Source organism: Amphritea sp. (assembly GCF_050300915.1).
GTDB lineage: Bacteria > Pseudomonadota > Gammaproteobacteria > Pseudomonadales > Balneatricaceae > Amphritea.
The window spans coordinates 1-25355 of sequence record NZ_JBNKYN010000031.1 but is presented as its reverse complement, the minus strand read 5'-3'; the positions used below and the strand labels follow the sequence as shown (position 1 = coordinate 25355).

Sequence of the window (25355 nt, the reverse complement as noted above, 5' to 3'; positions counted from 1 at the left end):
TTTTGATGAGCTCTGGCAACGCTGCTCTGGATGGCTTCTATACCTATCTGAGCAGCGAACGGCAGTACTCCCGTCATACCCTCAGTAACTACCGCCGCGATCTCGGTCGACTGCAGGACTACCTGCAACACAGTACCCTGTTTCCCGATGGCAAAGTAGACTGGGCGCGGATCGAAGCAAAGCATATCCGCAACTTTGTTGCCTGGGTGCACCGCGAAGGCCTGGGGGGCAAAAGCATTCAGCGCTTACTCTCCGCGATCCGCAGTTTCTATAAATATCTGCACCGGGAAGGGCTGGTGAAGCAAAATCCGGCCCTCGGTATTCAGGCACCGAAGAGTCCACGGCGGTTACCCCAGACCCTTGATGTTGATCAGCTTAACCAGTTGCTGGACAGTGATGCGGGTGAAACCGACCCGCTGGAATGTCGTGATCAGGCGATTCTGGAACTGATCTACTCCTCCGGGCTGCGTTTATCCGAACTGGTCAGTCTGGATCTGCACAGTATCGACTGGCAGGAAGCCAGCCTGCGGGTGGTGGGTAAAGGCTCCAAGGAGCGCCTGTTGCCGATTGGTCGCAAGGCGATGCAGGCGCTGGATCTCTGGCTCGATCTCCGTGATAGCATGGCGCGTCCGGAAGAGATGGCGCTGTTTGTCAGTCAGCGGGGCACCCGTATCAGCTCCCGGAGTGTGCAGTTACGCGTCGACCGTCGGGCAAAGATGCAACATACTCAGGGGAAGGTGTATCCGCACCGCTTGCGTCACTCCTTTGCCAGCCATATGCTGGAGTCCAGTGGTGATCTGCGCGCGGTGCAGGAACTATTAGGGCACTCGGATATTTCCACCACCCAGATCTACACCCATCTTGATTTCAGACACCTGATGGATGTTTACGATAAAGCCCATCCCCGCGCCCATAAACAGTCGCACAACAAGGCCGAAAAAGACGATGATTAAATGTATAACCTTCGATCTGGATGACACCCTCTGGGCGGTTGATCCGGTGATTGTCGAAGCCAACAATACGCTGTATCACTGGCTCAGTGAGCACGCGCAACTGTTTGTGCAGTGCTATCAGTTAAGCGACTTTGAACACCTGAAACAGCGGGCGCTGCAAACCTTTCCTGAGATCAGCCACAGCGTGACCCAGATTCGTCTGAAACAGCTGGAGATCGGTCTGGAGGAAGCCGGTTATCCCCATGAGCAGGCGGTGGCGCTGTCGCAACAGGCGTTCGACGTGTTTATCGAAGCGCGCAATCAGGTCGAGCTGTTTGAACATGCCCGGGCGATGCTGGAACAGCTGAAGCAGGCCGGTTATCTAATTGGTGCACTGAGTAATGGTAACGCCGATGTGAATCGGGTGGGCTTAGGTGATATCTTTGATTTTGCCCTCAACGCCGATGGCGTCGGTAAAGAGAAACCTCATCCGCTGATGTTTGAACAGATGTTGCACAGCCACCGACTGCGGCCGGAACAGGTGATCCATATCGGTGATAACCCCCACCACGATATTGTCGGCGCGCAGAATGCCGGTTTGTGGACCATCTGGGTGAATCTGGATAACCGGGTATGGCCAGAGGGCGATCCGGCTGACCGCTCGGTCACCTGTCTGAGTGATATTCCTGAAAGTGTGGCGCAGATTGCTGCGATCGCTGATCATCGGGCAACCCTTTAGGAATCATAATGGCAGAGCAAACCCCTCCTAATCCGTTACCGCAGAATCAGATAAACCTGAGCTACAACTCCGTCGAGGATCGTATTCTTATCCGGGCATATGAACAGGGTAAAGAGTACCGCGCCTGGTGGACCCGCAGATTAGCACTGCGGGTTTACAAGCTGTTCAACGAACACGCATTTCCCACCGAAAACAGTGCCAGCCATCTGCAGCCGGAACAGTTGCAAAGTTTAGGGGATATCGAAAAGCATGGCGCCGTGCAGCAGGCGGATTTTTCCACCCCGTTCCAGTCGGATGCCAACCATTACCCGCTTGGTGAGGAGGGCATTCTGGTACAGCGTATTGATATTAAAACTGTCGATAAGCTGGTCCGGTTTATCATGTTGCCTGCAGAGGGAGAGGGCATGACCCTGACACTGCCGCCGGGGCAGCGTTACTCATTTGAACATATGTTGCAGCAGGTGATGGTGGCGGCGGAATGGATTCAGGATAAACCGGCAGATAGCGCCGGTGTGCCACTGAAACCGATACAGGCGCACTGACTAACCCTCGTTTAGTCGTTGGGCCCGCCGATAACCGGCAATCAGTGAGCCGGAGACAATCGCCAGACAGGCCAGCAGCAGGGTGAGATCCGCCGGCGCAAGACCGGCCAGCACCAGCAGCAGCGCTGAGATCAGCGGTGCTGAATACGCCAGCACACCGAGCAACTGCAGGTTGCCATGTTTAACGCCATAATCCCAGGTAAAGAAGGCGATGCCCACCGGGCCGATGCCTAAACCCAGTACGCCGATCCACTGCGCGGTGGAGTCGGGCCACACGGTGGTTTCCCACAGCCCGTGACACAGTAAAGCCAGTATCGCCGTCGCCCCACAAAACCATCCCGCCGCATCGGTGGAAACCTGTTTTACCAGTCGACTCAGCACTGAATAACCAGACCAGATAAAGGCGCAGGTCAGCGCCAGCAGATAACCACTGAGATAGTCCGGGTTGAAACCGTCGCTTCCCTGCCCAATCAGCAACCAACAACCATAGAGCGCAATCAGCGCGCCGAACAGGTGACGCTTTAGCAGGCTTTCGCCGGGTAGCAGGCTGGCAAACAGGACGATCAGTAAAGGCCACAGATAGGCGATCAGACTGACACTGACCGCCGGAGCTTTGGTCATCGCCAGAAAGTAACAGAAGTGATAGCCGAAATAACCGCCCACGCCTAAAAGCCAGGCCAGTTTAGGTTGCCGCAGGTGGTGCAGCCCCAGGCTTCCCCGACGCCACCAGTTCAGGGACATCAGCAGAAAGGCCAGAGCGAAGGTCATCGCCATCATCTGAAACGGCGGAATTCTCCCTTCGGTCAGGCGCGTCAGCAATGCCAGAGTGCCCCACAGCAGGATTGAGACAGCGCCGATCAGCGTGGCCCGGAGGGTTTCGGTTAGCATCTTTGAATCTCTCAGCAAGTAGTCTCAGCAAATAGTTACAGCAGCATAGCGTTATAGGTCAGCGGGGGCTTTGCCGTTCAGGCGAAACTATTTGCCGCTGCGGCGGAAATAACTGGGAGGAATCGCAAAATGTTTACGAAAGCGGTCACTGAATGCCGCCAGGCTGTTATAACCGACGGCATCAGCCACCTGCTGCACCGAGAGGCTTTGCTGTTCCAATAGTTGCCACGCATGCTGCATGCGCTTTTCAATCAGATACTGTAGGGGTGTCATCCCCAGCTGTTGACGAAACAGCTCGCTCAGCTGGCGGGGGCTCAGACTGGCAACCTGGGCCAGCTGGCCGACACTGATCTCTGAATTGAAATGATGATCAAGATAATCCCTGGCGGTGGCGATGCGACGATCCAGTCTTAGCGTTTTACCGCACTGTTCCTGCAGCAACTGAATTAACAGTAACAGCATCTGTCGCTGAGTACTGACTGAGTTGTGCTGTTGCAGTTGCTGGTGCAGAAAGCGTACATACTGATTGAGCGCCGGGCTCAGGTGAATAAAGGCAGGCAGCTGTTCAAATTCCGGAGCGAGTTGACTGGGGATGTCAGCCACCACAAAGCAGTTATCCTCCGAGCCTGAAAAGCCGTGCTCCTGTCCTGCACTGATGATGGCGGCCTGATTAGTATCCACCCGCCCGGCCTGCTGACCCACAGAGATCTCCAGCTGACCACTGACCGGCAGGACCAGTTGGTGATAATCATGCTGGTGGTTATCGGTTTCGGCGCTATAGCTGCGCAGATCAAGGGTCAGGTTGTTGAGTTGCATGCGCATATTCCCAGCTATGAATCGCCAGTTTTCTCTCCGGCGACCAGCGGTAGTTGCCGCTGTCGCCGCTTTCGCGAATCACCCGGTGACAGGGGATCAGATAACCAATGTTGTTGGCCGCCACGGCACTGCCAATGGCTCGCTGTGCTTTTGGCGTGCCGGTGGCCGCCGCCAGTTGCGAGTAGGAGCACAGCTGTCCTGGCCGGGTATTCAGCAAGGCTTCCCATACTTTAATCTGAAAGTTAGTGCCTCGTAGTAGCAGGTGTAGTTTGCCCGGTTGAGGTGTGGTTGGGAATATCTTTTCCAACAGTCTTGCTGCACCTGGGTCATCGGCGATGAGGGTTGCATTGGGCCACTGCTGCAACAGCTCTGTCTGACGTTCACTCCGGTCTTCATCGAGAAAGGCCAGATAGCACAGTCCACGACGGGTCCAGCCTGCCAGTGCCAGGCCAAAGGGAGAAGGCGCTATGCCATAGTACAGCTCGACACCTGTGCCACCGGCTTTGATCTCACCCGGGGTCATCGCTTCGCAGCTGATCATCAGGTCATGCAGACGGCCACCGCCGGAGAGACCGGCATCGTATGCGGCGGTCAGGCTATCGGTTGACGCTTTCAGCGCGTTAAGGGCATGCTCTTTAGTCAGATACTGGAGAAACCGTTTAGGTGAGATGCCCGCCCAGGCACTGAAGATGCGTTGCAGATGATGCTCGCTCATATGAACGGCTGCGGCAACGTCGGCCAGTTCGGGTTGGTTTCTGGCGTGCTCGCGGATGTAACGGATCGCCGTGGCGACTGTTTTATACTGTTGAAGGGATCGATCAGACATATGAGGCTCCCCTGTTTCGCCACAGGCTCAGGGGATTGAAACCGGTCACGAGTACTACACCGGTAAGGATGGTCAGCCCTCCGGTGATGGTATGCCAGCCTATCGGTTCATCCAGCAGCAGGTGCCCCCAGAGCACACCGAACACCGGCACGATATACACCACGGTCAGCGCTGAAGGGGCGCCAATCTCCGCGATCAGTCTGAAGTAAAGCAGATAAGCGATACCGGTGCAGACAATGCCCAGCAGTAAGACTGAGCCGATAATCTCCGGATCGCTGCTCGCCTGTGTTGGGAAGAACGGCAGCAGTGGCAGCAGTAACAGGCTGGCAGCCCACATGCTCCCATGGGCATTGGCAAACGGCTCTATCGCGCTTTTCCCCTGTGCATAGCAGGTTGCGATCCCATAACTGAATGCCGCGCCGAGCGCCGCACCAATGACGACCCAGGAGTCTGCGGCTAGAACTGCCGGGTCAAAGCCTACCAATAAAGCCACTCCGCTGATGCCTGCGATGAGGCCGGCGAACACTTTTAAGCTAACCGGTTTTTTATATCGCAACGCCACCAGGAGCGTTCCCCAGATCGGGGCGGTGGCATTGAGTATCGATAGCAGCGATGCGGAAAGTGTTTGTGCGGCGTAGGCAAACAGCAGAAAGGGGAGGGCTGAATTAAACCCGCCCAGGATGCAGTAATGTTTCCAGTGTTGCCGTAGCTGTAGATGGCGCTTGAGCAACACAGCAACCGCCAGCAGAAACAGAGCCGCCAGCAACAGTCGTAACTCAATCAGAATCGCTGGGCCAATGACCGGAGCGGCTATCCGCATAAATAGAAATGATCCGCCCCAGAGTGCGGCAAGGGTCAGCAGTTGTAGCAGGTTCTTAAGCGTCATTGTTCTGATCCGAATAGGCGTTAATCCGTTTAGTGTTGACGATTCAGACCGCCGGAACTACCCGATTCTTGCGCTGATTGTCTATTATATTCGTTCAGGCAGCCGGGCAAAAACTCAGTCGTCGAGAAACTGTTCCAGCAGATCATTCAGAAACAGTCGTCCCTGTGGCGAGGGGGCGAGGATGGCTGTATCGGTTGCCATCAGTCCTGACCGGCGGCACTGTTCCAGAAGAGGCTGGATTGCGGACAGGGGGATACCGGTGCGTTCACTGAACAGATCGCTTTTGACACCGTGGGTGAGTCGTAGAGCGTTCATCATAAACTCAAAAGGGCGTTCCTGAGGGGTGATATCCTGCTCACCGGACAGTGGCTTCAGGGCGTCCATATAGGCTTTCGGCTGGCGCTGTTTCCAGCGGCGATTGATACGATTCTGTTGCGGCCAGCTGATCTTTCCATGGGCACCGGCACCGATACCTATATAATCGCCAAACTGCCAGTAGTTAAGATTATGCTGCGACTGACGCCCGGGCTGACTGTAGGCCGAGATCTCGTATTGATGATACCCATGGATTTCCAGCAGGGTCTGGCCCTGTTCCTGAATCGCCCATAACGCTTCATCTTCCGGTAACTCAGGCGGTTTGCTGAAAAACTCAGTATTGGGTTCGATGGTCAGCTGATACCAGGACAGGTGGGTGGGTTGCAGGTCAATCGCCTGTTGCAGGTCGGCCAGAGCTGCGTCCGGCGTCTGGCCGGGTAAACCGTGCATCAGATCCAGATTAAAATTATCGAAGCCGATCTCCCGGGCTTTGCTGGCGGCGTGCAGGGCATCGTTACGGTTATGAATCCGTCCCAGCTGCTGTAACTGATGACTGTCAAAGCTCTGTATCCCGATGGATAAACGGTTGACACCTGCTTCCCTGAAACCGGCAAAGCGCGCCTGTTCAAAGGTGCCGGGGTTGGCTTCCATAGTGATCTCGGCGCTGGCCGACAGGGGGGTGCGTGTGGCGATGCCGCTGAGTATCTGTTGAATACCCGGGGCATCAAACAGGCTGGGCGTGCCGCCGCCGATAAAGATTGTTGCGATCTCCCGCCCCTGCACGCCTGGCAGTTCCTGCTCCAGATCCCGCATTAGGGCGTCGATATAACGCTGTTGCGGGATCTCACCCCTGACCGCATGGGAGTTGAAGTCGCAGTAGGGACACTTACGCACACACCAGGGAATATGGATATAGAGCGATAGTGGCGGCAGACTGAGCATGTTAAAGGTAGGCCGGGATCTGCTGGATCAGTTGTTGTACCGCCAGTCCCCGGTGGCTGATCTTGTTTTTCTGTTCAGGAGGTAGCTGAGCTGATGCAATATCAAGCCCGGGCACCAGGAATAGCGGGTCATAGCCAAAACCGTTTTCACCCTGAGGCAGTGGCAGAATATGCCCCTCCCAGCTGCCCTGACAGATGAGTGGCGTCGGATCTTCTGCATGACGCATAAACACCAGTACACAGCGAAACCGGGCACTGCGCTGTTCCGGCGAAGTGCCTTCGAGTAACTGTAGCAGCTTGCGGTTGTTATCTGCATCGCTGGCGCCCGCTCCGGCAAAGCGGGCAGAATAGATACCCGGTGCACCGTTGAGTGCGTCTACCTCCAGCCCGGAGTCGTCTGCCAGTGCCGGTAAGCCGGTCAACTGGCAGGCATGTCGGGCTTTGAGTATCGCATTTTCAACGAAGCTCAGGCCGGTTTCATCCGCATCCGGCACGCCGAACTGCGACTGCGGCACGACCTCTACCCCCAGCTCTCCCAATACCTGATTAAACTCTTTCAGCTTACCTTTGTTGCCACTGGCGAGAACGATTTGACGGGACATAGTGAAACCTTGTCTTCAGAGTGTTATTTGAGCCATTAGTCGATATAAAAGCGCTGCTCAAAGCTGATGGTATAAGCGGGCTGATTCGGGTCTGGTTGCACCTGCAGATTAAAGCGCAGCACCTGATCATCGGTAAAACCAAAGTCGCCAATATAGTAAAGCGCTCCGGTTTCTTCGATCTTCTGAAAGCTCATGGTCTGCTTCTGCGAGATCAGGTTGGTGACGTCGCCGGAGACTATCGCTGTGACCGGCTTAGTGCTGCCATCAGCCTGCTTTTGCAGTACCGAGATGTTGATCAGACCTTTGGTTTTTCCCCGCTGGATACCATAGGATGCTGCAACATCGGGCTGGATGAAACTGCTGTTGAAGGCGTTGTAGTGAATCATATAGTCGCCGTGGGCAACCATCTGCTCGGCACTCGCGGAGGTACTGATCGTTGCGCTTAGCAGCCCTGCGATAATTACCAGCGCTGCCATTGCCTGTTTCAGAAATCCATTGCGTAAGGTTGGCATTTTCATTGTGTTTCTCCCTATCGGGTGATGCGGTAGATTGCGATTTCGCCCAGCATATTGGGCCATAACCGGATCGACCAGTGATGTTTATGTTCATTATCCACGACGGTGCGATCAAGGATGTGAATATTGCGCTCGACACAGAGCTGCTCAAAGTCCTTGAAGGTACAAAAGTGGATGTTCGGTGTGTTGTACCAAGTATAGGGCAGGAACTTCGATACCGGCATTTTTCCCCTAAACGCCAGGTAGCCCCGGGCGCGCCAGTGACCAAAGTTAGGGAAGGTGACAATACACTCCTTACCGATGCGCAGCATCTCATCGACAATCTGATCAGGACGGTACATTACCTGTAGCGCCTGGGTCATAATGACTGTATCAAAACTGCTGTCATCAATACTGGCCAGTCCCTCATCGATATTCTTTTCGATAACGTTGACGCCCTTTTCAATGCAGGCGGTGATGTTGTCATGGTCCACCTCAACGCCGTAACCGGTAATCTTTTTCTGCTGCTGCAGAAAAGCCAGCAGTTCACCGTTACCGCAGCCAAGATCGAGGACTTTACTGCCCGGGGTTATCCATTCCTGAATAATTTCCAGATCTGCTCGCATCAGTTGTTCTCCTTACCGGTGACGGGAATATCGTTGGCTACCTGCTTCATATAGGCGGAATAGATATCCATATACCGCGGGTTAGGAATGAGGAAGGCATCATGTCCATGGTCGGAGTCAACCTCAGCATAACTGACCTGCTTTTCCGCGGTTACCAGGGCATCGACAATCTCCCGCGACCGTTCTGGGGAGAAGCGCCAGTCGGAGGTAAAGGAGATCACCATAAACTTGCACAGGGCGTTGCGAACGGCATCCGCGAGGTTGTGGCCGTAGTCTGCTGCCGGGTCAAAATAGTCCAGCGCTTTGGTCATCAGCAGGTAGGTGTTGGCGTCGAAGGCGGTGGAAAAACGCTCACCCTGATAGCGCAGGTAGGATTCAACCTCAAACTGCGGGTTGAAATCGTAACTGATCTTGCCCTCTTTCAGCTCCCGGCCGAACTTCTCCCGCATGCCATCATCGGACAGATAGGTGATATGGCCGAGCATCCGGGCCAGCATCAGGCCGGTTTTGGGCACGTTGCCGTTCTCGTAGAAGTGGCCATTGTTAAAGTCCGGATCGCGGGTGATCGCCTGCCGGGCAACTTCGTTAAAGGCGATATTCTGGGCGCTGAGTTTCGGTGCTGCCGCGATGATCAGGCAGTGGCGGATGCGTTGGGGGTAGTTGATCGCCCATTGTAACGCCTGCATCCCTCCCAGGCTGCCACCGACGACCGCGGCCCATTGCTGAATGCCAAAGTGGTCTGCCAGGCGGGCCTGACTCTCAACCCAGTCGGGTACGGTCATGATCGGAAAGTCCGGGCCAAAGGGCTTGCCGGTTTCCGGGTTAATACTCTGAGGGCCGGTGGAGCCATGACAGCCCCCCAGGTTATTTACGCCGATGACGAAAAAGGTGTTGGTATCGATCGGCTTGCCCGGGCCGATGGCCGAATCCCACCAGCCGGGTTTGCTCTCTGCTTCGCTGTGATAGCCAGCAAGATGATGGTTGCCGGACAGCGCATGGCATACCAGAATGGCGTTGGATGCATCGGCATTCAGTGTGCCATAGGTTTCTATTACCAGCTCGTAGTTATTGAGCTGACGGCCACAGGCGAGTGGCAGGGGTTGGTCAAAACAGATTGTCTGTGGGGTGACGATACCGACAGAATCTTGAGGAAATGATTGAGGCATAATTCTCACTTAACGCTGATAACTCGAAATAAGGTGCTACTGATCTACCCGGTCGAGCTTCACATCTCGTACAGCAGCGACTGACTATCAAGAATCAGATAGCCTGCCGGGCGGTAATTATGCAGAGATCTCAGTATCACGTTAGTTATGCTCAATCGTTAATGGTTCAGGAATTTTCTTCGGGTCATCAATTCTGACCCGCTTTTGCCGGCCCAGTTCGCCACTGAGGATAGTGACCGAACTTTTTGCCACGCCAAACTGTTTGGCCAGAAACTTTACCAGATGGGCGTTTGCTTTACCCTCTATTGGCGGTGCCGTAATACGAATTTTAACACTATCATCATGCAGCCCGACAATCGCGTCATTGCTGGCTTTGGGCTGCAAACGACAGCTGATAATCAGACTGTCGCCCTGCCAGCTATAAAATTCAGCCATCTCCGTTCTCAGAGCAGGTAATGGGTTAAGCTGCCTAACTGGGAGCGGGCGATCTGGATGACAAAGAATATCAGAATCGGTGACAGATCCAGACCTCCCAACGAGGGAATAACTCTGCGTGCCAGACCAAACACTGGTTCGGTCAGCTGTACAATCAGCTGCGGTCCCGGATGGTAGCTACCGGGCGCTACCCAGCTGATAATCACGGCACCGATCACCGCATAAAAGTAGATATCCAGAATCGTACTTAGCACGCTGATGCCGGAAATTACCATCACTGCAGGCAGGTTTGCGCCAATTCCCTGGCCCTTCAATAGCAGGATCAGTGCCCAGAGTGCAACGTTGACCAGAAACGCCAGTAGCAGCGGCGACAGATCAATATTGGCGGGCCGCGGAAGAATACGTTGCAATGGCGCCAGTGGCACTGCGGTAATCTTAACCACCGCCTGACAGATCGGATTGTAGTAGTCGGCTTTAGCGATCTGTAACAAAAATCGCAGCACGATAATAAATACATAAAGCTGGCCGAACAGCTGAATGATTGAACTGAGAGGATCCTGTCCCATTGTCTCTGTTCCTGTGCAGATGTCTGATTGGGTTTGATTCTGTGTTCTGCGCTGAATTAATGCACCAGAATACAGAGCAGATTGTAACGTCGATTTTAAAACCGAGTTTAATAACAGAGTATAGAGCCTTTCCCTGTCACTATGAACCGAAGAAAGGCTTTTTATATCATTCGCTTAATTACCGAGTTCTTTTGCCAGTACTTCAGCACGGTCGCTGCAGGCTTGCATGCCGTTAGCGATAATCTCCGGCAGCCCCTGATCAATAAAGGTGAGTATCGCCTGTTCCGTGGTGCCTTTGGGTGAGGTAACCCGGCGACGCAGCTCTGCCGGTTCGATATCGCTCTGACTGGCCATCTCCGCTGCGCCGAGAGCGGTCTGAATAGTCAGTTGCTGTGCGACTTCGCGGCTTAGTCCGAGTTTTTCACCAGCAGCGATCATCGCTTCCATCATCAGAAAATAATAGGCCGGGCCACTTCCGGATACCGCGGTGACGGCATTCAGCTGAATTTCGCTGTCAACCCAGAGGGCGAGTCCGGTCGCCTGCATCACCTGCTCGGTCTGACTGCGCTGTGCTTCCGTCACCCGGGGGTTAGCATACAGGCCGGACGCGCCCTGTTTGACCAGCGCCGGAGTGTTTGGCATGCAACGCACCAGCGCGATATTGCCGCCCAGCCACTGTTCCAGACTGTCACACATGATGCCCGCGGCAACGGATATGATCAGGGGTTGGTGGTGTTGTACGGCGGCTGCAAGATCGGTTGCAACCGCTTGCATTATCTGTGGTTTCACTGACAGGATGACGATATCGGCGGCGGCGACAGCGACGCTGTTATCCGTTGTTGTATGCAGACCCTGCTGTTTGAGGTCGTCCATTTTGGCCAGCTGAGTACCCGTAGCCCAGATCTTTTCTGCAGGATATTGATTGCTGATCAGTCCGCCAATGATGGCGCGGGACATGTTGCCTGCGCCAATAAATGCTAATGTTGGGTGTGTGCTCACGTGTAATTCCTGATCTTAAAAATTAATAATGATGCGGTACGTCTGTCGTCATGGTGACGGTGCACGATGGCTATAGTCCCGGGGCCCAAACAGCGCAGTACCTATGCGCACAATGGTAGCACCTTCAAAGATTGCCGCCTCCATATCATCGGACATCCCCATCGAGAGGGTATCCAGGGGCTGGTTCGGCAGCTGTTGTTGCAGCGCTTGCAGTAACTCATTCATCTGCGCGAAGGGGCGCCGTTGCTGTTGCGGGTCATCATTGCTGGCAGGAATTGCCATTAACCCCCGCAAGCGGATGTTTTTCAGCGTCGCCACCTCTGTTGCCAATGCTGCGAGGTCTGTGGGTAAAACACCGGACTTGCTCGCTTCCTCACTGATATTGACCTGTAGACAGATATTCAGTGGGGGCATCGCTGCAGGCCGCTGGTCACTGAGTCGCTGCGCCACCTTAAACCGGTCTACACTGTGAACCCAATCGAAATTTTCAGCGATTGGCCGGGTTTTGTTGGACTGAATCGGGCCGATAAAGTGCCAAGAGATATCCAGATCCTGCAGCGCTTCGATCTTGTCCAGGGCCTCTTGAAGATAGTTTTCGCCAAACGCCCGTTGCCCGCCTGACCACGCCTGACGCAGCTCATCAGCTGTACGTGTTTTGCTGACCGCCAGTAGCTGGACTGTTTGCGGCGGGCGGTTGGCCATTTCAGCTGCTGTATTGATTTGAAAATGAAGCTTTTCTAAGCGATCTGTAATCTGTGTCATATTGTAACAACTAGCGATTGGCTATGATGGGTGATTCTGATAAAACTGCTATAGTGCGACCCTTGATTGGGAAGTCGCTATAATACCAGAGAACATTTATTAACCTGCGAATATTTCCCCGTGTTGGAGTGTTTTGTCAGGTTTTGGCATCGTTTAGAGCTGTTTTATGGTAAACCATAGCAAAAGCTGCGCAAAAATAGTCGTCTAAGGCCTTTATAAGGCTGGTTGCAACTTTTATTATGGCTAAGGGCCAGTGACGCGATATGCAAAGCCTTCTGAACTAAGGTTTTGACGCTTACAGAAAATCAACGGAGCTGCTTGCAGATTCCTTATACACCTGAGAAGCCATGGATATTACAGAACTTTTATCATTTACCGTTCAGCAAGGAGCATCTGACCTCCATATAACCGCGGGTATGCCACCGGTTATCCGGGTTGATGGTGAGGTTCGCAGAATTAAGCTGCCTTCTCTGGAACACAAACAGGTTCATACGCTGATTTACGATATCATGAACGACAAGCAGCGTAAGGACTATGAAGAACGGTTTGAGACCGACTTCTCCTTCGAGGTACCGGGGCTGGCGCGTTTTCGTGTTAACGCCTTTAACCAGAATCGCGGTGCTGCTGCGGTATTCCGGACCATCCCCAGTAAGGTTCTGACGATGGATGATCTGGGGATGGGGCAGGTGTTCCGGAATCTCTCAGATAACCCTCGTGGACTGGTTCTGGTAACCGGCCCGACGGGTTCGGGTAAGAGTACCACGCTGGCGGCGATGGTGGATTACATCAATGAAACCCGTAATGAGCATATTCTGACCATCGAAGACCCGATAGAATTTGTTCATCAGAGCAAAAAATGTCTGGTTAACCAGCGCGAGGTTCACCGGGATACGCTGGGGTTTGAAGAGGCGTTGCGTTCAGCCCTGCGTGAAGACCCGGATATTATTCTGGTGGGTGAGATGCGGGATCTGGAGACCATCCGTCTGGCGCTGACGGCGGCTGAAACCGGTCACCTGGTGTTTGGCACCCTGCACACCACATCGGCAGCAAAAACTATCGACCGTATTATTGACGTGTTCCCGGCGGCGGAGAAGTCGATGGTGCGCTCGATGCTGTCTGAGTCTTTGCAGGGGGTTATCTCGCAGACGCTGCTGAGAAAGCCGAAAGGCGGCCGGGTTGCCGCTCATGAGATTATGACCGGTACTCCGGCGATTCGAAACCTGATACGTGAAGATAAAGTGGCACAGATGTACTCGGCGATTCAGACCGGCGCCGCCTACGGCATGGTTACACTGGACCAGTCGCTCACTGATCTGATGAAGAAGGGCCTGATTACGCGTGAAGCCGCGCGAGCCAAGGCACTGAACCCTAATAACTTCTAAGGCGGAGCGGACATTTTGGATATTACCCAGCTACTCAAGGTTATGACTGATCGACAAGCATCCGATCTGTTTATCACCGCGGGCGCCCGTCCTAGCATCAAGGTGGACGGAACCATCAAGCCGTTAACCAAAGAGGCACTGAAACCCGCCCAGGCACGCTCGCTGACTTACAGCACCATGAATGATAAACAGCTGGCCGAGTTTGAAGGCACCCGCGAGTGTAACTTTGCTATCAGTGCCCCGGGGATTGGCCGTTTTCGTGTCAGTGCTTTTTTTCAGCGTAACTCGCCGGGGATGGTGCTGCGCCGCATCAATACCTATATCCCCTCAATGGAAGAGCTTAACCTACCGCCGGTATTGAAAGATCTGGCGATGACCAAACGAGGGCTGATACTCTTTGTTGGTGGTACCAGTACCGGTAAATCAACCTCGCTGGCGTCGATGATCGACTACCGCAACGCCAACTCAGCGGGGCATATCATCACCATTGAAGACCCGATTGAGTATATCCACGAGCATAAGCAGAGCGTGATTACCCAACGGGAAGTGGGCCTGGATACCGACTCATTTGAAGTGGCCCTGAAGAACACTTTGCGTCAGGCACCTGATGTGATTCTGATGGGGGAGATACGTAGTGCTGATACCATGGGCTATGGTCTGACCTTTGCTGAGACCGGCCACCTGTGTATGGCAACTCTACACGCAAACAACGCCAACCAGGCGCTGGACCGGATAATCAGTTTCTTCCCGCCAGAGCATCACGCTCAGATCTGGATGGATCTGTCGCTGAACCTCAAGGCCATTATTGCGCAGCAGCTGTTACCGACTAAAGATGGTAAAGGTCGCCGGGCGGTGATTGAAGTACTGATTAATACGCCGCTGATGCAGGACCTGATCCGTAAAGGAGAGGTGCATGAGCTGAAAGAGGTGATCAAAAAATCCACCAACCTGGGGATGCAGACCTTCGATCAGGCGCTCTACAATGAGTATAAAGACGGCACTATCACCTATGATGTGGCGATCGCTCACGCCGATTCACCGAACGACCTGCGTCTGATGATTAAACTCAACTCAGCGACCAACCCGGATATTGATGGTGGCACCGACGATGCTGGCTTCTTCCTGCAGGATGATGATGATTTTCTGCACAATGAAGGCTCGCTGGATGTCAAAGGGATGTAGTTGCTCTACGGTAAAAAAAACGGCGCATAAATGCGCCGTTTTTTTTATGCCTGCCGATGGTTACTGCTGAAACACCACATTGCCTTCCAGCAGGGTGAAGTGCACCACCCCTTTTAGTGGAAAATTCATAAACGGGGTGTTCGCGCCCGCAGAGCGATGATTCTCCTTTGTCAGCACCCAATCCTGTTGCGGATCGAAGATGCAGATATCGGCGGTGCTGCCGGGGGTCAGGGTGCCGAGGTCTAAATTGAGCACGCTGGCCGGCCCAGAGGTTAGCTTGGCCAGCATCTGCGGCAGCGAGATTAGCTCCTGTTGCACCAGCATCAGCGACAGTGATAACAGGGTTTCCACTCCCGTCATGCCCGGTTCGGTAGCCGCAAAGGGGGCCTGCTTGGCAGCCAGTTCATGGGGCTGGTGGTCCGAGCAGATCGCCTGGAAGCCATCTGCAACCAGAGCATGGCGCAATCCGGCGCGATCAAGCTGGCTGCGCAGCGGTGGAATCAGATGAAAGTTAGGGTCGAAGCCACTGACATTTTCATCGGTCAGCAACAGGTTCTGGATGGCGATGTCGGCGGTTACCCGCAGTCCACGTGCCCGGGCATCCATCACCATTTTCACCGAACGTTCGCAGGAGAGCTGACCAAAGTGTGCTTTGACACCGGTTTGCTCAATCAGTATCAGGCAGCGGGCAACTTCGATGGTTTCGGCGCTTTCGGGGATACCGCTCAGCCCCAGGCGGGTACAGGTGGTATCGTCATGCATGGTGCCACCGGCCGCCAGGTCCGCATCCTGTGGCTGAAAAATTACCAGCAGATCATGGGTTGCGGCGTACTCCAGACAGCGTGATAGCGTCAGCGAGCTATGAATGGGTTCACGGGCGTTGGTAAAGCCGATACAGCCCGCTTTGCTGAGTCCATACATCGGGCTCAGCTGTTCCCCTTTCAGCTCCTGCGTCAGTGCCCCTATTGGTAACACCCGCGCATTGCCTGCCTGTTTTGCCAGATCTTCGATCAGATCGATCACCGCGGTGTTATCGGCAATCGGCTTTGTCAGTGGCGGCATGCACAGCGTGGTGATCCCTCCGGCTGCAGCGGCAGCGGTTTCACTGGCGATGGTGCCTTTGCGGCTGTAGCCCGGCTCGCGCAGATTGGCACAGAGGTCGATCAGGCCTGGGCTGACCACCAGATTGCTGGCGTCGATCTCCTGGTCGGCCGCAAACTCGGCAGGAGGCTGGCCAATAGCGGCGATTTTGCCGTCGCTGATAAACAGGTCGGTAATCTGATCCAGATTGTTGGCGGGGTCGATAACGCGGCCATTTCTGATTGCAATATTCATCGTTTTCACCTTACTCGCTCTCCCGCTCCGCCTGATGCTCTGTCATCTGGCCGCCCATCGCCATCGACATAACAGCCATACGTACTGCAATACCGTTAGTTACCTGTTTCAGAATCATCGATTTCGGGCCATCGGCAACCGAGGTTTCGATCTCGACACCCCGGTTAATCGGGCCGGGGTGCATGACGATGGAGTCGGGATGGGTGAGCTTTAATTTCTCTTCAGTGAGACCGTAGAGAGAGTAGAACTCAGATTCGCTGGGCAGCAGGGCGCTCTGCATCCGCTCCTTCTGCAACCGTAGCATCATCACCACATCAACATCTTTCAGTCCCTGCAACATATTGGTGTAGACCGTAACACCCAGAGCTTCTATATGGCGTGGCAGCAATGTCGTCGGGCCAATAACCCGGATCTCACCAACCCCCAGAGTGCGTAGGGCATGGATCTGGGAGCGTGCCACCCGGGAATGAAGAATATCCCCAACAATGGCTACCGTGAGGTGTTCGAATCCACCCTTATGCTGGCGGATGGTAAGCATATCCAGCATTGCCTGAGTCGGGTGTGCATGGCGACCATCGCCAGCATTGATCACCGCCACATGGGGCGTGACATTACTGGCGATATAGTGGGCGGCTCCACTGTCGGAGTGGCGCACGACAAACATATCTGAATGCATCGCTTCCATCGTCATCAGGGTGTCTTTCAGGGTTTCACCCTTAGAGGTTGATGAGGTTTTGATGTTCAGATTCAGCACGTCAGCAGACAGCCGTTTTGCCGCCAGTTCGAAGGTGCTGGCGGTACGGGTGCTGGCCTCAAAAAACAGGTTAACGACCGTTTTACCCCGCAACAGTGGCACTTTTTTTACCTGCTGTGCACTCATATCAACAAATGAATCTGCCGTATCGAGGATCTCTGTCAGCATCTCCCGACTTAGCCCTTCGGTGGTCAGAAAGTGTTTTAGCTGACCGGCACTGTTCAGCTGGATCAGATTGGGATCTTGTTGTTCAAACATGTCAGATTCCGGGGTGGGTTAGAGGTTGTCTTTTTTACGGATCTCCAGTGCCAGCGGCACCGGTCCGGTCAGCTTCACCAGCTCGTCGTCGGCAAGATCCAGCGTATCGCCGGTAACATCCGCCTGAATTGGCAGTTCCCGACGATTCAGATCCAGCAGGGTAACCAGGGTAATGGAGGCCGGTCGACCATAGTCAAACAGCTCGTTCATCGCAGCGCGAATGGTACGGCCACTCATGATGACATCATCCACCAGAATGATGTGACGGTCTTCTGTCGCACTGGGCAGTGCCGAGGGTTGAACTTTAGGGTTCAGACCGACCCGGCTGAAATCGTCGCGATAGAATGATATATCCAGTGTTCCCAGTGGGTCCGCAATATTCAGCTGCTGATGCAGATGCTCTGCCAGCCAGACGCCGCCGGTATGAATGCCGATCATCATGGGGTTGTCGATCTGCCGTGCTGTGATCAGCGTCTTCAGATCGGCGGCCATTTTGGTTAGCAGGTGATCAACTTTAATTACGCCCGATACCATAGAGGTCCTCCAGTCGGGTTTCGCTGGATATCAGCTGGTCTGATTCAAACCAGCTTTCCAGGATCAGTTGTGCGGCGATGCCGTCAACAGAGTTTTCTTTAAAATTACTGCTACCTCCCCGGGCCAGACTGATCTGCTTGGCTTCCCGGGTGGAAAGCCGTTCATCAATCAGGTAACAGGGAAGCTGGCAGCGTTCTTTGAGACGGTTGGCAAATTTTCGTGCTCTGCGGGACATATCGCTGATGCTGCCATCCATATTCAGAGGGATACCCACAACGATGGCCACTGCTTGCCATTCGGAAATTAACTTTTCAATCACGGACCAGTCGGGAATGCCATCGCGGGCGCTGACCGGAGCTAAGGGCGAAGCCGTCCCGGTAATAGCCTGACCTGCAGCGATGCCTATCCGTGTGGTGCCGAAATCAAAGCCTATAACTGGACCCGATAGTGTGATCATGCCGCTTCTTTGCGTGGGTTAGTGGTGATGAGCTGATCGTTCAGGCGTGGCCGCTCTGGGAAGTTAACAGATCAAGATTGATTCCCAGTGTTGCAGCCGCGGCCTGAAGGCGCTCTTCAGCCGGGGTGCGGAACATTATATCTAAATTAGCCGGGCAACTTAACCATACATTTTCAGATAGCTCCTGTTCCAGCTGTCCGGCTCCCCAGCCTGCATAGCCTAAGGCCACCAGAAATTGTTCCGGGCCGCTGTTTTCACTGATGGCCTGGAGAATATCCATCGAGGTTGTCAGTGTCAGCTCACCGGTGATGTGATAGCAGGACTCCCATTCATTCGCCGTGCGGCGGTGGAGGATGAAACCGCGGTCATCCTGCACCGGGCCGCCAGCGTAAACGGGTTCGGCCTGATCACTGGTATCACTGAAACCCAGATGATTCAGTAGCTCACTCAGATCAATACCTAGCGGGCGGTTAACAACGATCCCCATGGCACCAGACTCGCTATGCTCGCAGATATAGATAAGGGTCTGAGCGAAGTTAGGATCGTTCATATGGGGCATTGAAAAAAGGAAATGATCCTGAAGGCTGCCGGGCTGGTATAGAGAGGGAGTGTCTGAGGTCATAGTAAATACCTGCCCTTGAGCCGCGTAAGAGGAAATACCGTACTGTATAACGTCTTTAACGCTAGCCTTCTAACATTTAGTATACCCGGGCGGTTTTCTCAAACTTCCAGGTGCGGATAATCTCCAGCTGATCGGTATTTTTACGCATTTCCACAGGGAATTTCTGGAATGGCGCTGCCAGCTGCACAATGCGTACCGCTGCATCATCGAGAATACGATTGCCGGAGGAGTGCAGAATTTTAATCTCCTTGACGCTGCCGTCAGGCAAGATGCTGACCATCATCCGTAAACTACCGTAGAGCTGATTTTGCTGCGCTTCCTGGGGGTAATTCAGGTTACCGACGGCTTCGATCTTACGGCGCCAGTTGGCCAGATAGACGGCATCGCTGTGGCTTTTGGTGGATGCAGAGGTGAGGCGTTTTACCCGTGGCCGCTTGGCATACTCCTGGCGTTGAAACTCCAGCTGGGCTTCCAGACTAGCGATCTCAAGACTGCGGGACAGCAGTGATTGAGAGCTGCCGGGGGCTGGCGGTGGGGGCGTTGACTGCTGATGTTGTTGCGGCGTATCGGAGACCCGTTTCTTCTGCTTTGCCGTGGTAATGATGACCTCTTGCTCAGGCGCGATGGCGGTCTGCTGATCGATTTTTTCCGCGATAGGGGCTGGTTCAGCGGGGGCTGTCTGAGCCGCTGTCGGCGCGATATCGGTGGGTGGCGTCAGCGGTTGCAGTGCCGCCGTTTCCTGAATGTTCTGATGTTGAAAGTCGGCAATTTCACGGGTTGCCGGTAGCGCTTTCTCTTCCAGTTGCCCGCTGCCCAGCTGATCAGCTTGCGCTATAAAATCGGCCTCTTCCGGCGGCTTCTCGCTCTGGTATTGCGCCAGCGTGATCTCCAGCGTCTGTGCCGGAGGGGTCTTCGGCGTTACGGCAAAACCGATTCCCAGTATGGCCGCTGCATGCACCGCCACCGCCAGAAACAGAGTAAAGCCGAGCCGGTCAGCTGCGGAAACAGCGGCAACAGCCTTACTCATAGTGTCTTCCTGATACCGGGGGGACTAACATCGCTCTTATGCATTACCTTGCTTAAGTTTCGCTTCGATGACATCCATCAACTGCATGCCGATATCCAGGCCAAACTGATTGTCCAGTTCGCGGATACAGGTGGGGCTGGTGACGTTGACTTCGGTCAGGTAGTCGCCGATCACATCCAGACCGGCAAACAGGATACCCTGGGCTTTCAGTGTTGGGCCTACCTGCGCGGCGATCCACTGTTCCCGCTCGGTGAGCGGACGACCTTCGCCACGACCGCCAGCGGCCAGGTTGCCGCGGGTTTCACCGTTGGTGGGAATACGGGACAGACCATAAGGCACTGGCTCTCCGTCAATCATCAGGATACGTTTATCACCGTCGACAATCTCCGGCAGGTATTTCTGCGCCATAATCGTTTCGGTGCCAAATTTGGTCAGGGTTTCAATGATGACGCCAAGGTTTACCCCCTCTTCCTGGATACGGAAAATAGAGGTGCCGCCCATGCCGTCCAGTGGTTTGAAAATGACATCTTTAAACTCGGCATGGAACTCACGCAGCAGGTCATCACGGCGGGTGACCAGCACCGGCGGACAGCATTGTGGGAAGTGGGTGGCAAAGATCTTTTCGTTATAGTCCCGTAATGCTTGCGGGCGATTCACCATCAGGGTGTTGCCCTGGGATGCGGCCAGTTCTAACAGATGGGTAGTGTAGATAAACTCGTTGTCGAAAGGCGGATCTTTACGCATCAGCACTACATCAAGCGTACTCACTTCCTGCACCTGATATTCACCGCGTTCGAACCACTTTTCCGGATTCATATCGACCGTCATCGGCGCCATCCTGGCGAGCACTTTACCATCGCGCAGGTAGAGATCTTTCTGTTCCATGTACCAGATCTCCCAGCCTTTACGCTGAGCTGCCCACAGCATCGCCAGGGAGCTGTCTTTCTTGAAGCTGATGGCCTCGATCGGGTCCATCACAATGCCGATTTTAACTGTCATTGAAGCGCCTTGTTTATCTGTATTCGATATCTTTAAATTAGAGCGATTCTACCCGCCTGCTCCGGTCATCACCAGTGTTACTGTGACAGTCTGGGGTTATCCCAGGTCGCCCCAGAGGTATTGCAACACCGATAGTGCTGCTATGGGGGCCGTTTCAGTGCGAAATACCCGGGGGCCAAACGCTACTGGCTTAAACCCTTTTGACAGGGCCAGTTCCACTTCTGTTTCACTCAGGCCGCCTTCCGGCCCGATCAACAGGGCAACCGATCCGGGCTTATCGAAGTCGCCCAGCGGTTGCTCGGTATGGTGATGCAGCACCAGCTTCAGGTCTGCTTCAACGGTGTCGAGCCAGTTATGCAGTGGCTGGGGTTCGCTGATCTCCGGCAGGTCACAGCGCAGGCTCTGCTCACAAGCGCTGATGGCAACCTGCTGCCAGTGCTGGCGGCGTTTATCCTGACGTTCGTTGTTAAGGCGAACTTCGCAGCGCTCGGTAAACAGCGGCACCAACTGATTCATCCCCAGCTCAGTGGCTTTCTGTACCGCATAGTCCATCCGCTCGCCCCGGGAGACCGCCTGACCGACAGTGACCTTTAGCGGCGATATCCGGGCAGGGGTTGTCACCCCGGTGATCCGTGCACAGGCATTACGCTTAGCCACCTCGGTCAGCTCGGCCTGATACTCGCACCCGTCGCCATTAAAGAGGATCAGCGCGTCACCTGGCCGCATTCTCAGGGCCCGGGACACATGCTGTACCACACTGTCACTGAGGTTGACTTCGCTACCCTCGGTGAGGGGCTGAGGTTCGTAAAAGCGGGGAATTCTCATTATTACTATCGATCAGGTCTGTTGCTGAAGCCGCTATTATGCCACGGCATAAATGGATCAGTTAGCGGGATCTGCTCTCTATCGGCATCGGCTGCTTAGGGTCAATAAAATTCCAGACAATAAAAAAGGGCCGGGTTTTCACCCGGCCCTTGCTTCTATCGCTTGCTGTGAAAGTCGTTTACAGACCTGCTGCCGCGCGCAGTTCGTCAGCCTTATCGGTTTTTTCCCAGGTGAATGCAGTAAAGGTATCGTTACCCACTGTCATCTCATATGGATTTTTACCGAAGTGACCGTAAGCGGCTGTCGGGCGATACATCGGGTGCAGCAGGTCGAGCATGCGGGTGATTGCATGTGGACGCAGATCGAAGTGGTTGTTCACCAGTTCGATGATTTTAGCATCAGAGATCTTGCCAGTGCCGAAGGTGTTGATCGATACAGAGGTCGGTTCAGCAACACCGATGGCGTAAGACACCTGAATCTCACACTTATCCGCCAGACCCGCAGCGACGATATTCTTCGCTACATAACGACCTGCATAGGCAGCAGAGCGGTCAACCTTGGATGGGTCTTTACCGGAGAATGCGCCGCCACCGTGACGGGCCATGCCGCCGTAAGTATCAACGATGATTTTCCGGCCAGTCAGACCACAGTCGCCCACAGGGCCGCCGATCACAAAGTTGCCGGTTGGGTTGATGTGGAACTTGGTGCTCTTGTCGATCCATTCAGCCGGCAGGGTGTGCTTGATGATCAGCTCCATTACCGCTTCCTGCAGGTCGGCCATGGAGACCTCAGGGTTGTGCTGAGTTGACAGAACCACTGCATCGATACCCACAGGCAGACCGTTTTCATAACGGAAGGTGACCTGGCTCTTGGCATCCGGGCGCAGCCATGGCAGCAGACCGGATTTACGCGCTTCTGCCTGACGCTCAACCAGACGGTGGGCGTAGCAGATTGGCGCCGGCATCAGCACATCGGTTTCGTTGCTGGCATAACCAAACAGCAGGCCCTGGTCACCGGCACCCTGATCTTCAGGCTTGGCACGGTCAACACCCTGATTGATGTCGGGAGACTGCTTACCGATAATGTTCAGTACACCACAGGTTGCGCCGTCATAACCGACATCAGAAGAGGTGTAACCGATATCACAGATAACACCGCGAACCAGCGCTTCCAGATCGACCCATGCCGTCGTGGTAATTTCACCGGAGACAATTGCAACACCGGTTTTTACCATGGTTTCGCAGGCCACACGGGCGTATTTGTCTTCAGCAATAATTGCGTCAAGAACCGCATCAGAGATCTGATCGGCGATCTTATCAGGATGACCTTCGGAGACTGACTCCGAAGTAAACAGGCTGTATTCGCTCATTACGCGTCTTCAATCCTAGCTTTAGGGAATTATAGATGGCATCGGGCCGTTGGCCCGGGTATAAGAATGTCAGGTATTTTAATCGTCTTGCGCCTCGATTGCATGGGCGGTATCCCTGTTTTAGATGATTTTTTTACTTTTTTAGATGAAAACCACTCATTTTCATCAAATTTCTCTGAAATAGGTTTGAAGCTGACGGGCGGTTACGAGAAAATAGCCGCCTATTTTTTATCGGTGCACCGCCTGAATTTATCTTCATAAGAGATAACCGGGTAGCCGCAAACACTTTTTAATCTCAACTTGGGCTTGTTCGGCCCTGGAGTGAATGAATGTCCTCGCGTAGAGAACTTGCCAATGCAATTCGTGCCCTCAGTATGGATGCTGTCCAAAAGGCTAAATCCGGTCACCCTGGTGCACCAATGGGGATGGCGGATATCGCTGAAGTATTATGGAATGATTTTCTGAAACATAATCCGGCGAATCCACATTGGCTTGATCGCGACCGTTTCGTGCTGTCGAACGGCCATGGTTCAATGCTGATCTACAGTCTGCTGCACCTGACCGGTTATGATCTTTCCATCGATGATCTGAAAAACTTCCGTCAGCTGCACTCCAAAACCGCCGGTCACCCGGAATACGGTTATGCGCCGGGTGTTGAAACCACCACCGGCCCACTGGGTCAGGGGATCACCAATGCGGTGGGTTTTGCTATTGCTGAGAAATCCCTGGCAGCGCAATTTAACCGTGAAGGCCATGAGATCATTGATCACCACACCTACGTGTTCCTGGGTGATGGCTGCCTGATGGAAGGTATCTCCCACGAAGCGTGTTCTCTGGCGGGCACCCTGGGTCTGGGCAAACTGATCGCGTTCTACGACGACAACGGCATCTCTATCGATGGTGAAGTTGAAGGCTGGTTTACCGATGATACCCCTAAGCGCTTTGAAGCTTATGGATGGCAGGTAATCCCGGCGGTTGATGGCCATGATGCTGAGCAGATTAAAGCGGCGATTGAAGCGGCGCAGGACAATGAAGATCAGCCAACCCTGATCTGCTGCAAAACCATTATCGGTTTTGGTTCGCCTAATAAGCAGGGTAAAGAGGATTGCCACGGTGCACCTCTGGGCGACGAAGAGATCGCTCTGGCACGTAAACAGCTGGGCTGGGAACACGAAGCCTTTGTTATCCCTGAAGATATTGCTGCCCAGTGGAATGGCCTTGAAAGCGGTGCAGTACTGGAAAATGACTGGGAAGAGCGTTTTGCTGAGTACAGCAAAGCGTATCCCGCTGAAGCCCGTGAACTGATCCGTCGTTATACCGGCGAACTGCCCGCGGATTTCTCTGAAAAAGCCGATGCCTACATCAAAGAACTGCAGGAAAAAGGCGAGACTATCGCTTCCCGTAAAGCCTCTCAGAATGCATTGAATGCCTACGGCCCGCTGCTGCCTGAACTGATGGGTGGCTCTGCTGACCTGGCAGGTTCTAACCTGACACTATGGTCTGGCTGCAAGGGCGTGACGAAAGATGATGCCTCCGGCAACTACCTGTTCTACGGTGTGCGTGAGTTTGGTATGTCCGCCATCATGAACGGTATCGCTCTGCATGGTGGTTTCGTGCCCTACGGTGCAACCTTCCTGGTATTTATGGAGTATGCCCGTAACGCGCTGCGGATGGCGGCGCTGATGAAGCTGCGTGCGATCCATGTTTACACCCACGATTCTATCGGTCTGGGTGAAGATGGCCCGACGCACCAGCCGATTGAACAGATCTCCAACCTGCGCCACACGCCGAATATGAGCTGCTGGCGTCCGGCGGATGCAGTTGAATCTGCGGTGGCCTGGAAAGCGGCGCTGGAACGTGCCGACGGCCCGACCGCGATGATCTTCTCCCGTCAGAATCTGCCACATCAGGCGCGTACCGATGAGCAGCTGGCGAATATCGCCCGCGGTGGATATATTCTGCGTGATACTGCAGGCACTCCGGATGCGATTCTGATCGCTACCGGGTCTGAAGTGGGTCTGGCGATGGATTCTGCTGCTGCTTTGGAAGCGGAAGGTAAGCAGGTTCGCGTCGTCT

At 54.2% G+C, this 25355-nt stretch carries 29 protein-coding genes; 7 read left to right on the top strand and 22 right to left on the bottom strand.

Going from position 1 to position 25355, the window contains the following annotated elements:
- Positions 1–5 precede the first annotated feature (5 nt).
- From xerC to ACQY8X_RS10175, 3 genes are read left to right on the top strand one after another with little or no spacing between them, the layout of a single operon-like run.
- Positions 6–953 carry a tyrosine recombinase XerC gene (xerC, locus tag ACQY8X_RS10185; RefSeq protein WP_428035031.1) on the top strand — a complete coding sequence of 316 codons (948 nt, stop codon included), beginning with the start codon at positions 6–8 and terminating at the stop codon, positions 951–953.
- The gene (locus ACQY8X_RS10180) at positions 946–1671 is read left to right on the top strand and encodes an HAD family hydrolase (protein WP_428035030.1); all 726 of its coding nucleotides are present in this window, start codon (positions 946–948) and stop codon (positions 1669–1671) included. The genes xerC and ACQY8X_RS10180 overlap by 8 nt, the downstream gene beginning before the upstream one ends.
- An 8-nt stretch (positions 1672–1679) precedes the next feature.
- Positions 1680–2213 (top strand): hypothetical protein, encoded by a 534-nt coding sequence (locus tag ACQY8X_RS10175; RefSeq protein ID WP_428035029.1) that lies wholly within the window; start codon positions 1680–1682, stop codon positions 2211–2213.
- Here the strand turns inward: ACQY8X_RS10175 and yddG are convergent, their stop codons facing one another.
- The 13 genes from yddG to ACQY8X_RS10110 all read right to left on the bottom strand — a co-directional run bounded on the left by yddG (position 2214) and on the right by ACQY8X_RS10110 (position 12535).
- Positions 2214–3101, bottom strand: coding sequence for an aromatic amino acid exporter YddG (yddG, locus tag ACQY8X_RS10170; RefSeq protein ID WP_428035028.1), 888 nt, complete (start codon positions 3099–3101; stop codon positions 2214–2216).
- An 87-nt stretch (positions 3102–3188) separates the two neighbouring features.
- On the bottom strand, positions 3189–3917 hold the full coding sequence (locus tag ACQY8X_RS10165; RefSeq protein ID WP_428035027.1) for a helix-turn-helix domain-containing protein: 729 nt from the start codon (positions 3915–3917) through the stop codon (positions 3189–3191).
- Positions 3892–4743, bottom strand: a complete 852-nt coding sequence (locus tag ACQY8X_RS10160; RefSeq protein WP_428035026.1) for a methylated-DNA--[protein]-cysteine S-methyltransferase — start codon at positions 4741–4743, stop codon at positions 3892–3894. Before ACQY8X_RS10160 ends, ACQY8X_RS10165 begins: the two co-directional genes overlap by 26 nt.
- Entirely contained in the window at positions 4736–5629 is an 894-nt protein-coding gene (locus ACQY8X_RS10155; RefSeq protein WP_428035025.1) for a DMT family transporter, read from the bottom strand. Before ACQY8X_RS10155 ends, ACQY8X_RS10160 begins: the two co-directional genes overlap by 8 nt.
- Positions 5630–5743: 114 nt before the next feature.
- Complete coding sequence (gene hemW / locus ACQY8X_RS10150) at positions 5744–6886, bottom strand: radical SAM family heme chaperone HemW (protein WP_428035024.1); 1143 nt, start codon at positions 6884–6886, stop codon at positions 5744–5746.
- Position 6887: 1 nt separating this feature from the next.
- A complete protein-coding gene (gene rdgB / locus ACQY8X_RS10145; protein WP_428035023.1) occupies positions 6888–7487 on the bottom strand; it encodes an RdgB/HAM1 family non-canonical purine NTP pyrophosphatase in 600 nt (199 codons plus the stop codon).
- Between the two features lie 35 nt (positions 7488–7522).
- Positions 7523–8005 (bottom strand): DUF4426 domain-containing protein, encoded by a 483-nt coding sequence (locus tag ACQY8X_RS10140; protein ID WP_428035022.1) that lies wholly within the window; start codon positions 8003–8005, stop codon positions 7523–7525.
- A gap of 11 nt (positions 8006–8016) precedes the next feature.
- A complete protein-coding gene (gene metW, locus ACQY8X_RS10135) occupies positions 8017–8607 on the bottom strand; it encodes a methionine biosynthesis protein MetW (RefSeq protein WP_428035021.1) in 591 nt (196 codons plus the stop codon).
- Positions 8607–9773, bottom strand: a complete 1167-nt coding sequence (gene metX, locus ACQY8X_RS10130; protein ID WP_428035020.1) for a homoserine O-succinyltransferase MetX — start codon at positions 9771–9773, stop codon at positions 8607–8609. The genes metW and metX overlap by 1 nt, the downstream gene beginning before the upstream one ends.
- A gap of 141 nt (positions 9774–9914) precedes the next feature.
- Positions 9915–10208: a DUF167 domain-containing protein gene (locus ACQY8X_RS10125; RefSeq protein WP_299197404.1), complete on the bottom strand. Its 294-nt coding sequence runs from the start codon at positions 10206–10208 to the stop codon at positions 9915–9917.
- An 8-nt stretch (positions 10209–10216) separates the two neighbouring features.
- Positions 10217–10774 (bottom strand): YggT family protein, encoded by a 558-nt coding sequence (locus ACQY8X_RS10120; protein ID WP_428035019.1) that lies wholly within the window; start codon positions 10772–10774, stop codon positions 10217–10219.
- A 174-nt stretch (positions 10775–10948) separates the two neighbouring features.
- Positions 10949–11773, bottom strand: a complete 825-nt coding sequence (gene proC, locus ACQY8X_RS10115; RefSeq protein WP_428035018.1) for a pyrroline-5-carboxylate reductase — start codon at positions 11771–11773, stop codon at positions 10949–10951.
- Positions 11774–11821: 48 nt separating this feature from the next.
- Complete coding sequence (locus tag ACQY8X_RS10110; RefSeq protein ID WP_428035017.1) at positions 11822–12535, bottom strand: YggS family pyridoxal phosphate-dependent enzyme; 714 nt, start codon at positions 12533–12535, stop codon at positions 11822–11824.
- A 347-nt stretch (positions 12536–12882) separates the two neighbouring features.
- Here ACQY8X_RS10110 and ACQY8X_RS10105 point away from each other — a divergent pair, with 347 nt between their 5' ends.
- On the top strand, positions 12883–13917 hold the full coding sequence (locus tag ACQY8X_RS10105; protein WP_299197397.1) for a type IV pilus twitching motility protein PilT: 1035 nt from the start codon (positions 12883–12885) through the stop codon (positions 13915–13917).
- A gap of 15 nt (positions 13918–13932) precedes the next feature.
- Positions 13933–15099 (top strand): PilT/PilU family type 4a pilus ATPase, encoded by a 1167-nt coding sequence (locus ACQY8X_RS10100; protein ID WP_428035016.1) that lies wholly within the window; start codon positions 13933–13935, stop codon positions 15097–15099.
- A 60-nt stretch (positions 15100–15159) separates the two neighbouring features.
- Here ACQY8X_RS10100 and ACQY8X_RS10095 read toward each other — a convergent pair whose 3' ends face one another.
- The 9 genes from ACQY8X_RS10095 to metK all read right to left on the bottom strand — a co-directional run bounded on the left by ACQY8X_RS10095 (position 15160) and on the right by metK (position 23279).
- Positions 15160–16434, bottom strand: a complete 1275-nt coding sequence (locus ACQY8X_RS10095; RefSeq protein ID WP_428035015.1) for a dihydroorotase — start codon at positions 16432–16434, stop codon at positions 15160–15162.
- Positions 16435–16444: 10 nt separating this feature from the next.
- On the bottom strand, positions 16445–17446 hold the full coding sequence (locus ACQY8X_RS10090; protein WP_428035014.1) for an aspartate carbamoyltransferase catalytic subunit: 1002 nt from the start codon (positions 17444–17446) through the stop codon (positions 16445–16447).
- A gap of 18 nt (positions 17447–17464) precedes the next feature.
- Positions 17465–17980: a bifunctional pyr operon transcriptional regulator/uracil phosphoribosyltransferase PyrR gene (pyrR, locus tag ACQY8X_RS10085; RefSeq protein WP_428035013.1), complete on the bottom strand. Its 516-nt coding sequence runs from the start codon at positions 17978–17980 to the stop codon at positions 17465–17467.
- Positions 17961–18437 (bottom strand): Holliday junction resolvase RuvX, encoded by a 477-nt coding sequence (gene ruvX / locus ACQY8X_RS10080; RefSeq protein WP_428035012.1) that lies wholly within the window; start codon positions 18435–18437, stop codon positions 17961–17963. Before ruvX ends, pyrR begins: the two co-directional genes overlap by 20 nt.
- A 40-nt stretch (positions 18438–18477) precedes the next feature.
- The gene (locus ACQY8X_RS10075; RefSeq protein ID WP_428035011.1) at positions 18478–19059 is read right to left on the bottom strand and encodes a YqgE/AlgH family protein; all 582 of its coding nucleotides are present in this window, start codon (positions 19057–19059) and stop codon (positions 18478–18480) included.
- 76 nt (positions 19060–19135) lie between these two features.
- Complete coding sequence (locus tag ACQY8X_RS10070) at positions 19136–20086, bottom strand: energy transducer TonB (protein WP_428035010.1); 951 nt, start codon at positions 20084–20086, stop codon at positions 19136–19138.
- Positions 20087–20122: 36 nt separating this feature from the next.
- On the bottom strand, positions 20123–21085 hold the full coding sequence (gshB, locus tag ACQY8X_RS10065; protein WP_428035009.1) for a glutathione synthase: 963 nt from the start codon (positions 21083–21085) through the stop codon (positions 20123–20125).
- A 96-nt stretch (positions 21086–21181) separates the two neighbouring features.
- On the bottom strand, positions 21182–21910 hold the full coding sequence (locus ACQY8X_RS10060; RefSeq protein WP_428035008.1) for a 16S rRNA (uracil(1498)-N(3))-methyltransferase: 729 nt from the start codon (positions 21908–21910) through the stop codon (positions 21182–21184).
- Positions 21911–22088: 178 nt separating this feature from the next.
- On the bottom strand, positions 22089–23279 hold the full coding sequence (metK, locus tag ACQY8X_RS10055; protein WP_428035007.1) for a methionine adenosyltransferase: 1191 nt from the start codon (positions 23277–23279) through the stop codon (positions 22089–22091).
- Between the two features lie 66 nt (positions 23280–23345).
- Here metK and ACQY8X_RS10050 point away from each other — a divergent pair, with 66 nt between their 5' ends.
- Together ACQY8X_RS10050 and tkt are read left to right on the top strand one after the other, a co-directional pair.
- On the top strand, positions 23346–23540 hold the full coding sequence (locus ACQY8X_RS10050) for a hypothetical protein (RefSeq protein WP_428035006.1): 195 nt from the start codon (positions 23346–23348) through the stop codon (positions 23538–23540).
- 68 nt (positions 23541–23608) lie between these two features.
- The coding region (tkt, locus tag ACQY8X_RS10045) for a transketolase (RefSeq protein WP_428035005.1) at positions 23609–25355 on the top strand (1747 nt) is incomplete at its 3' end.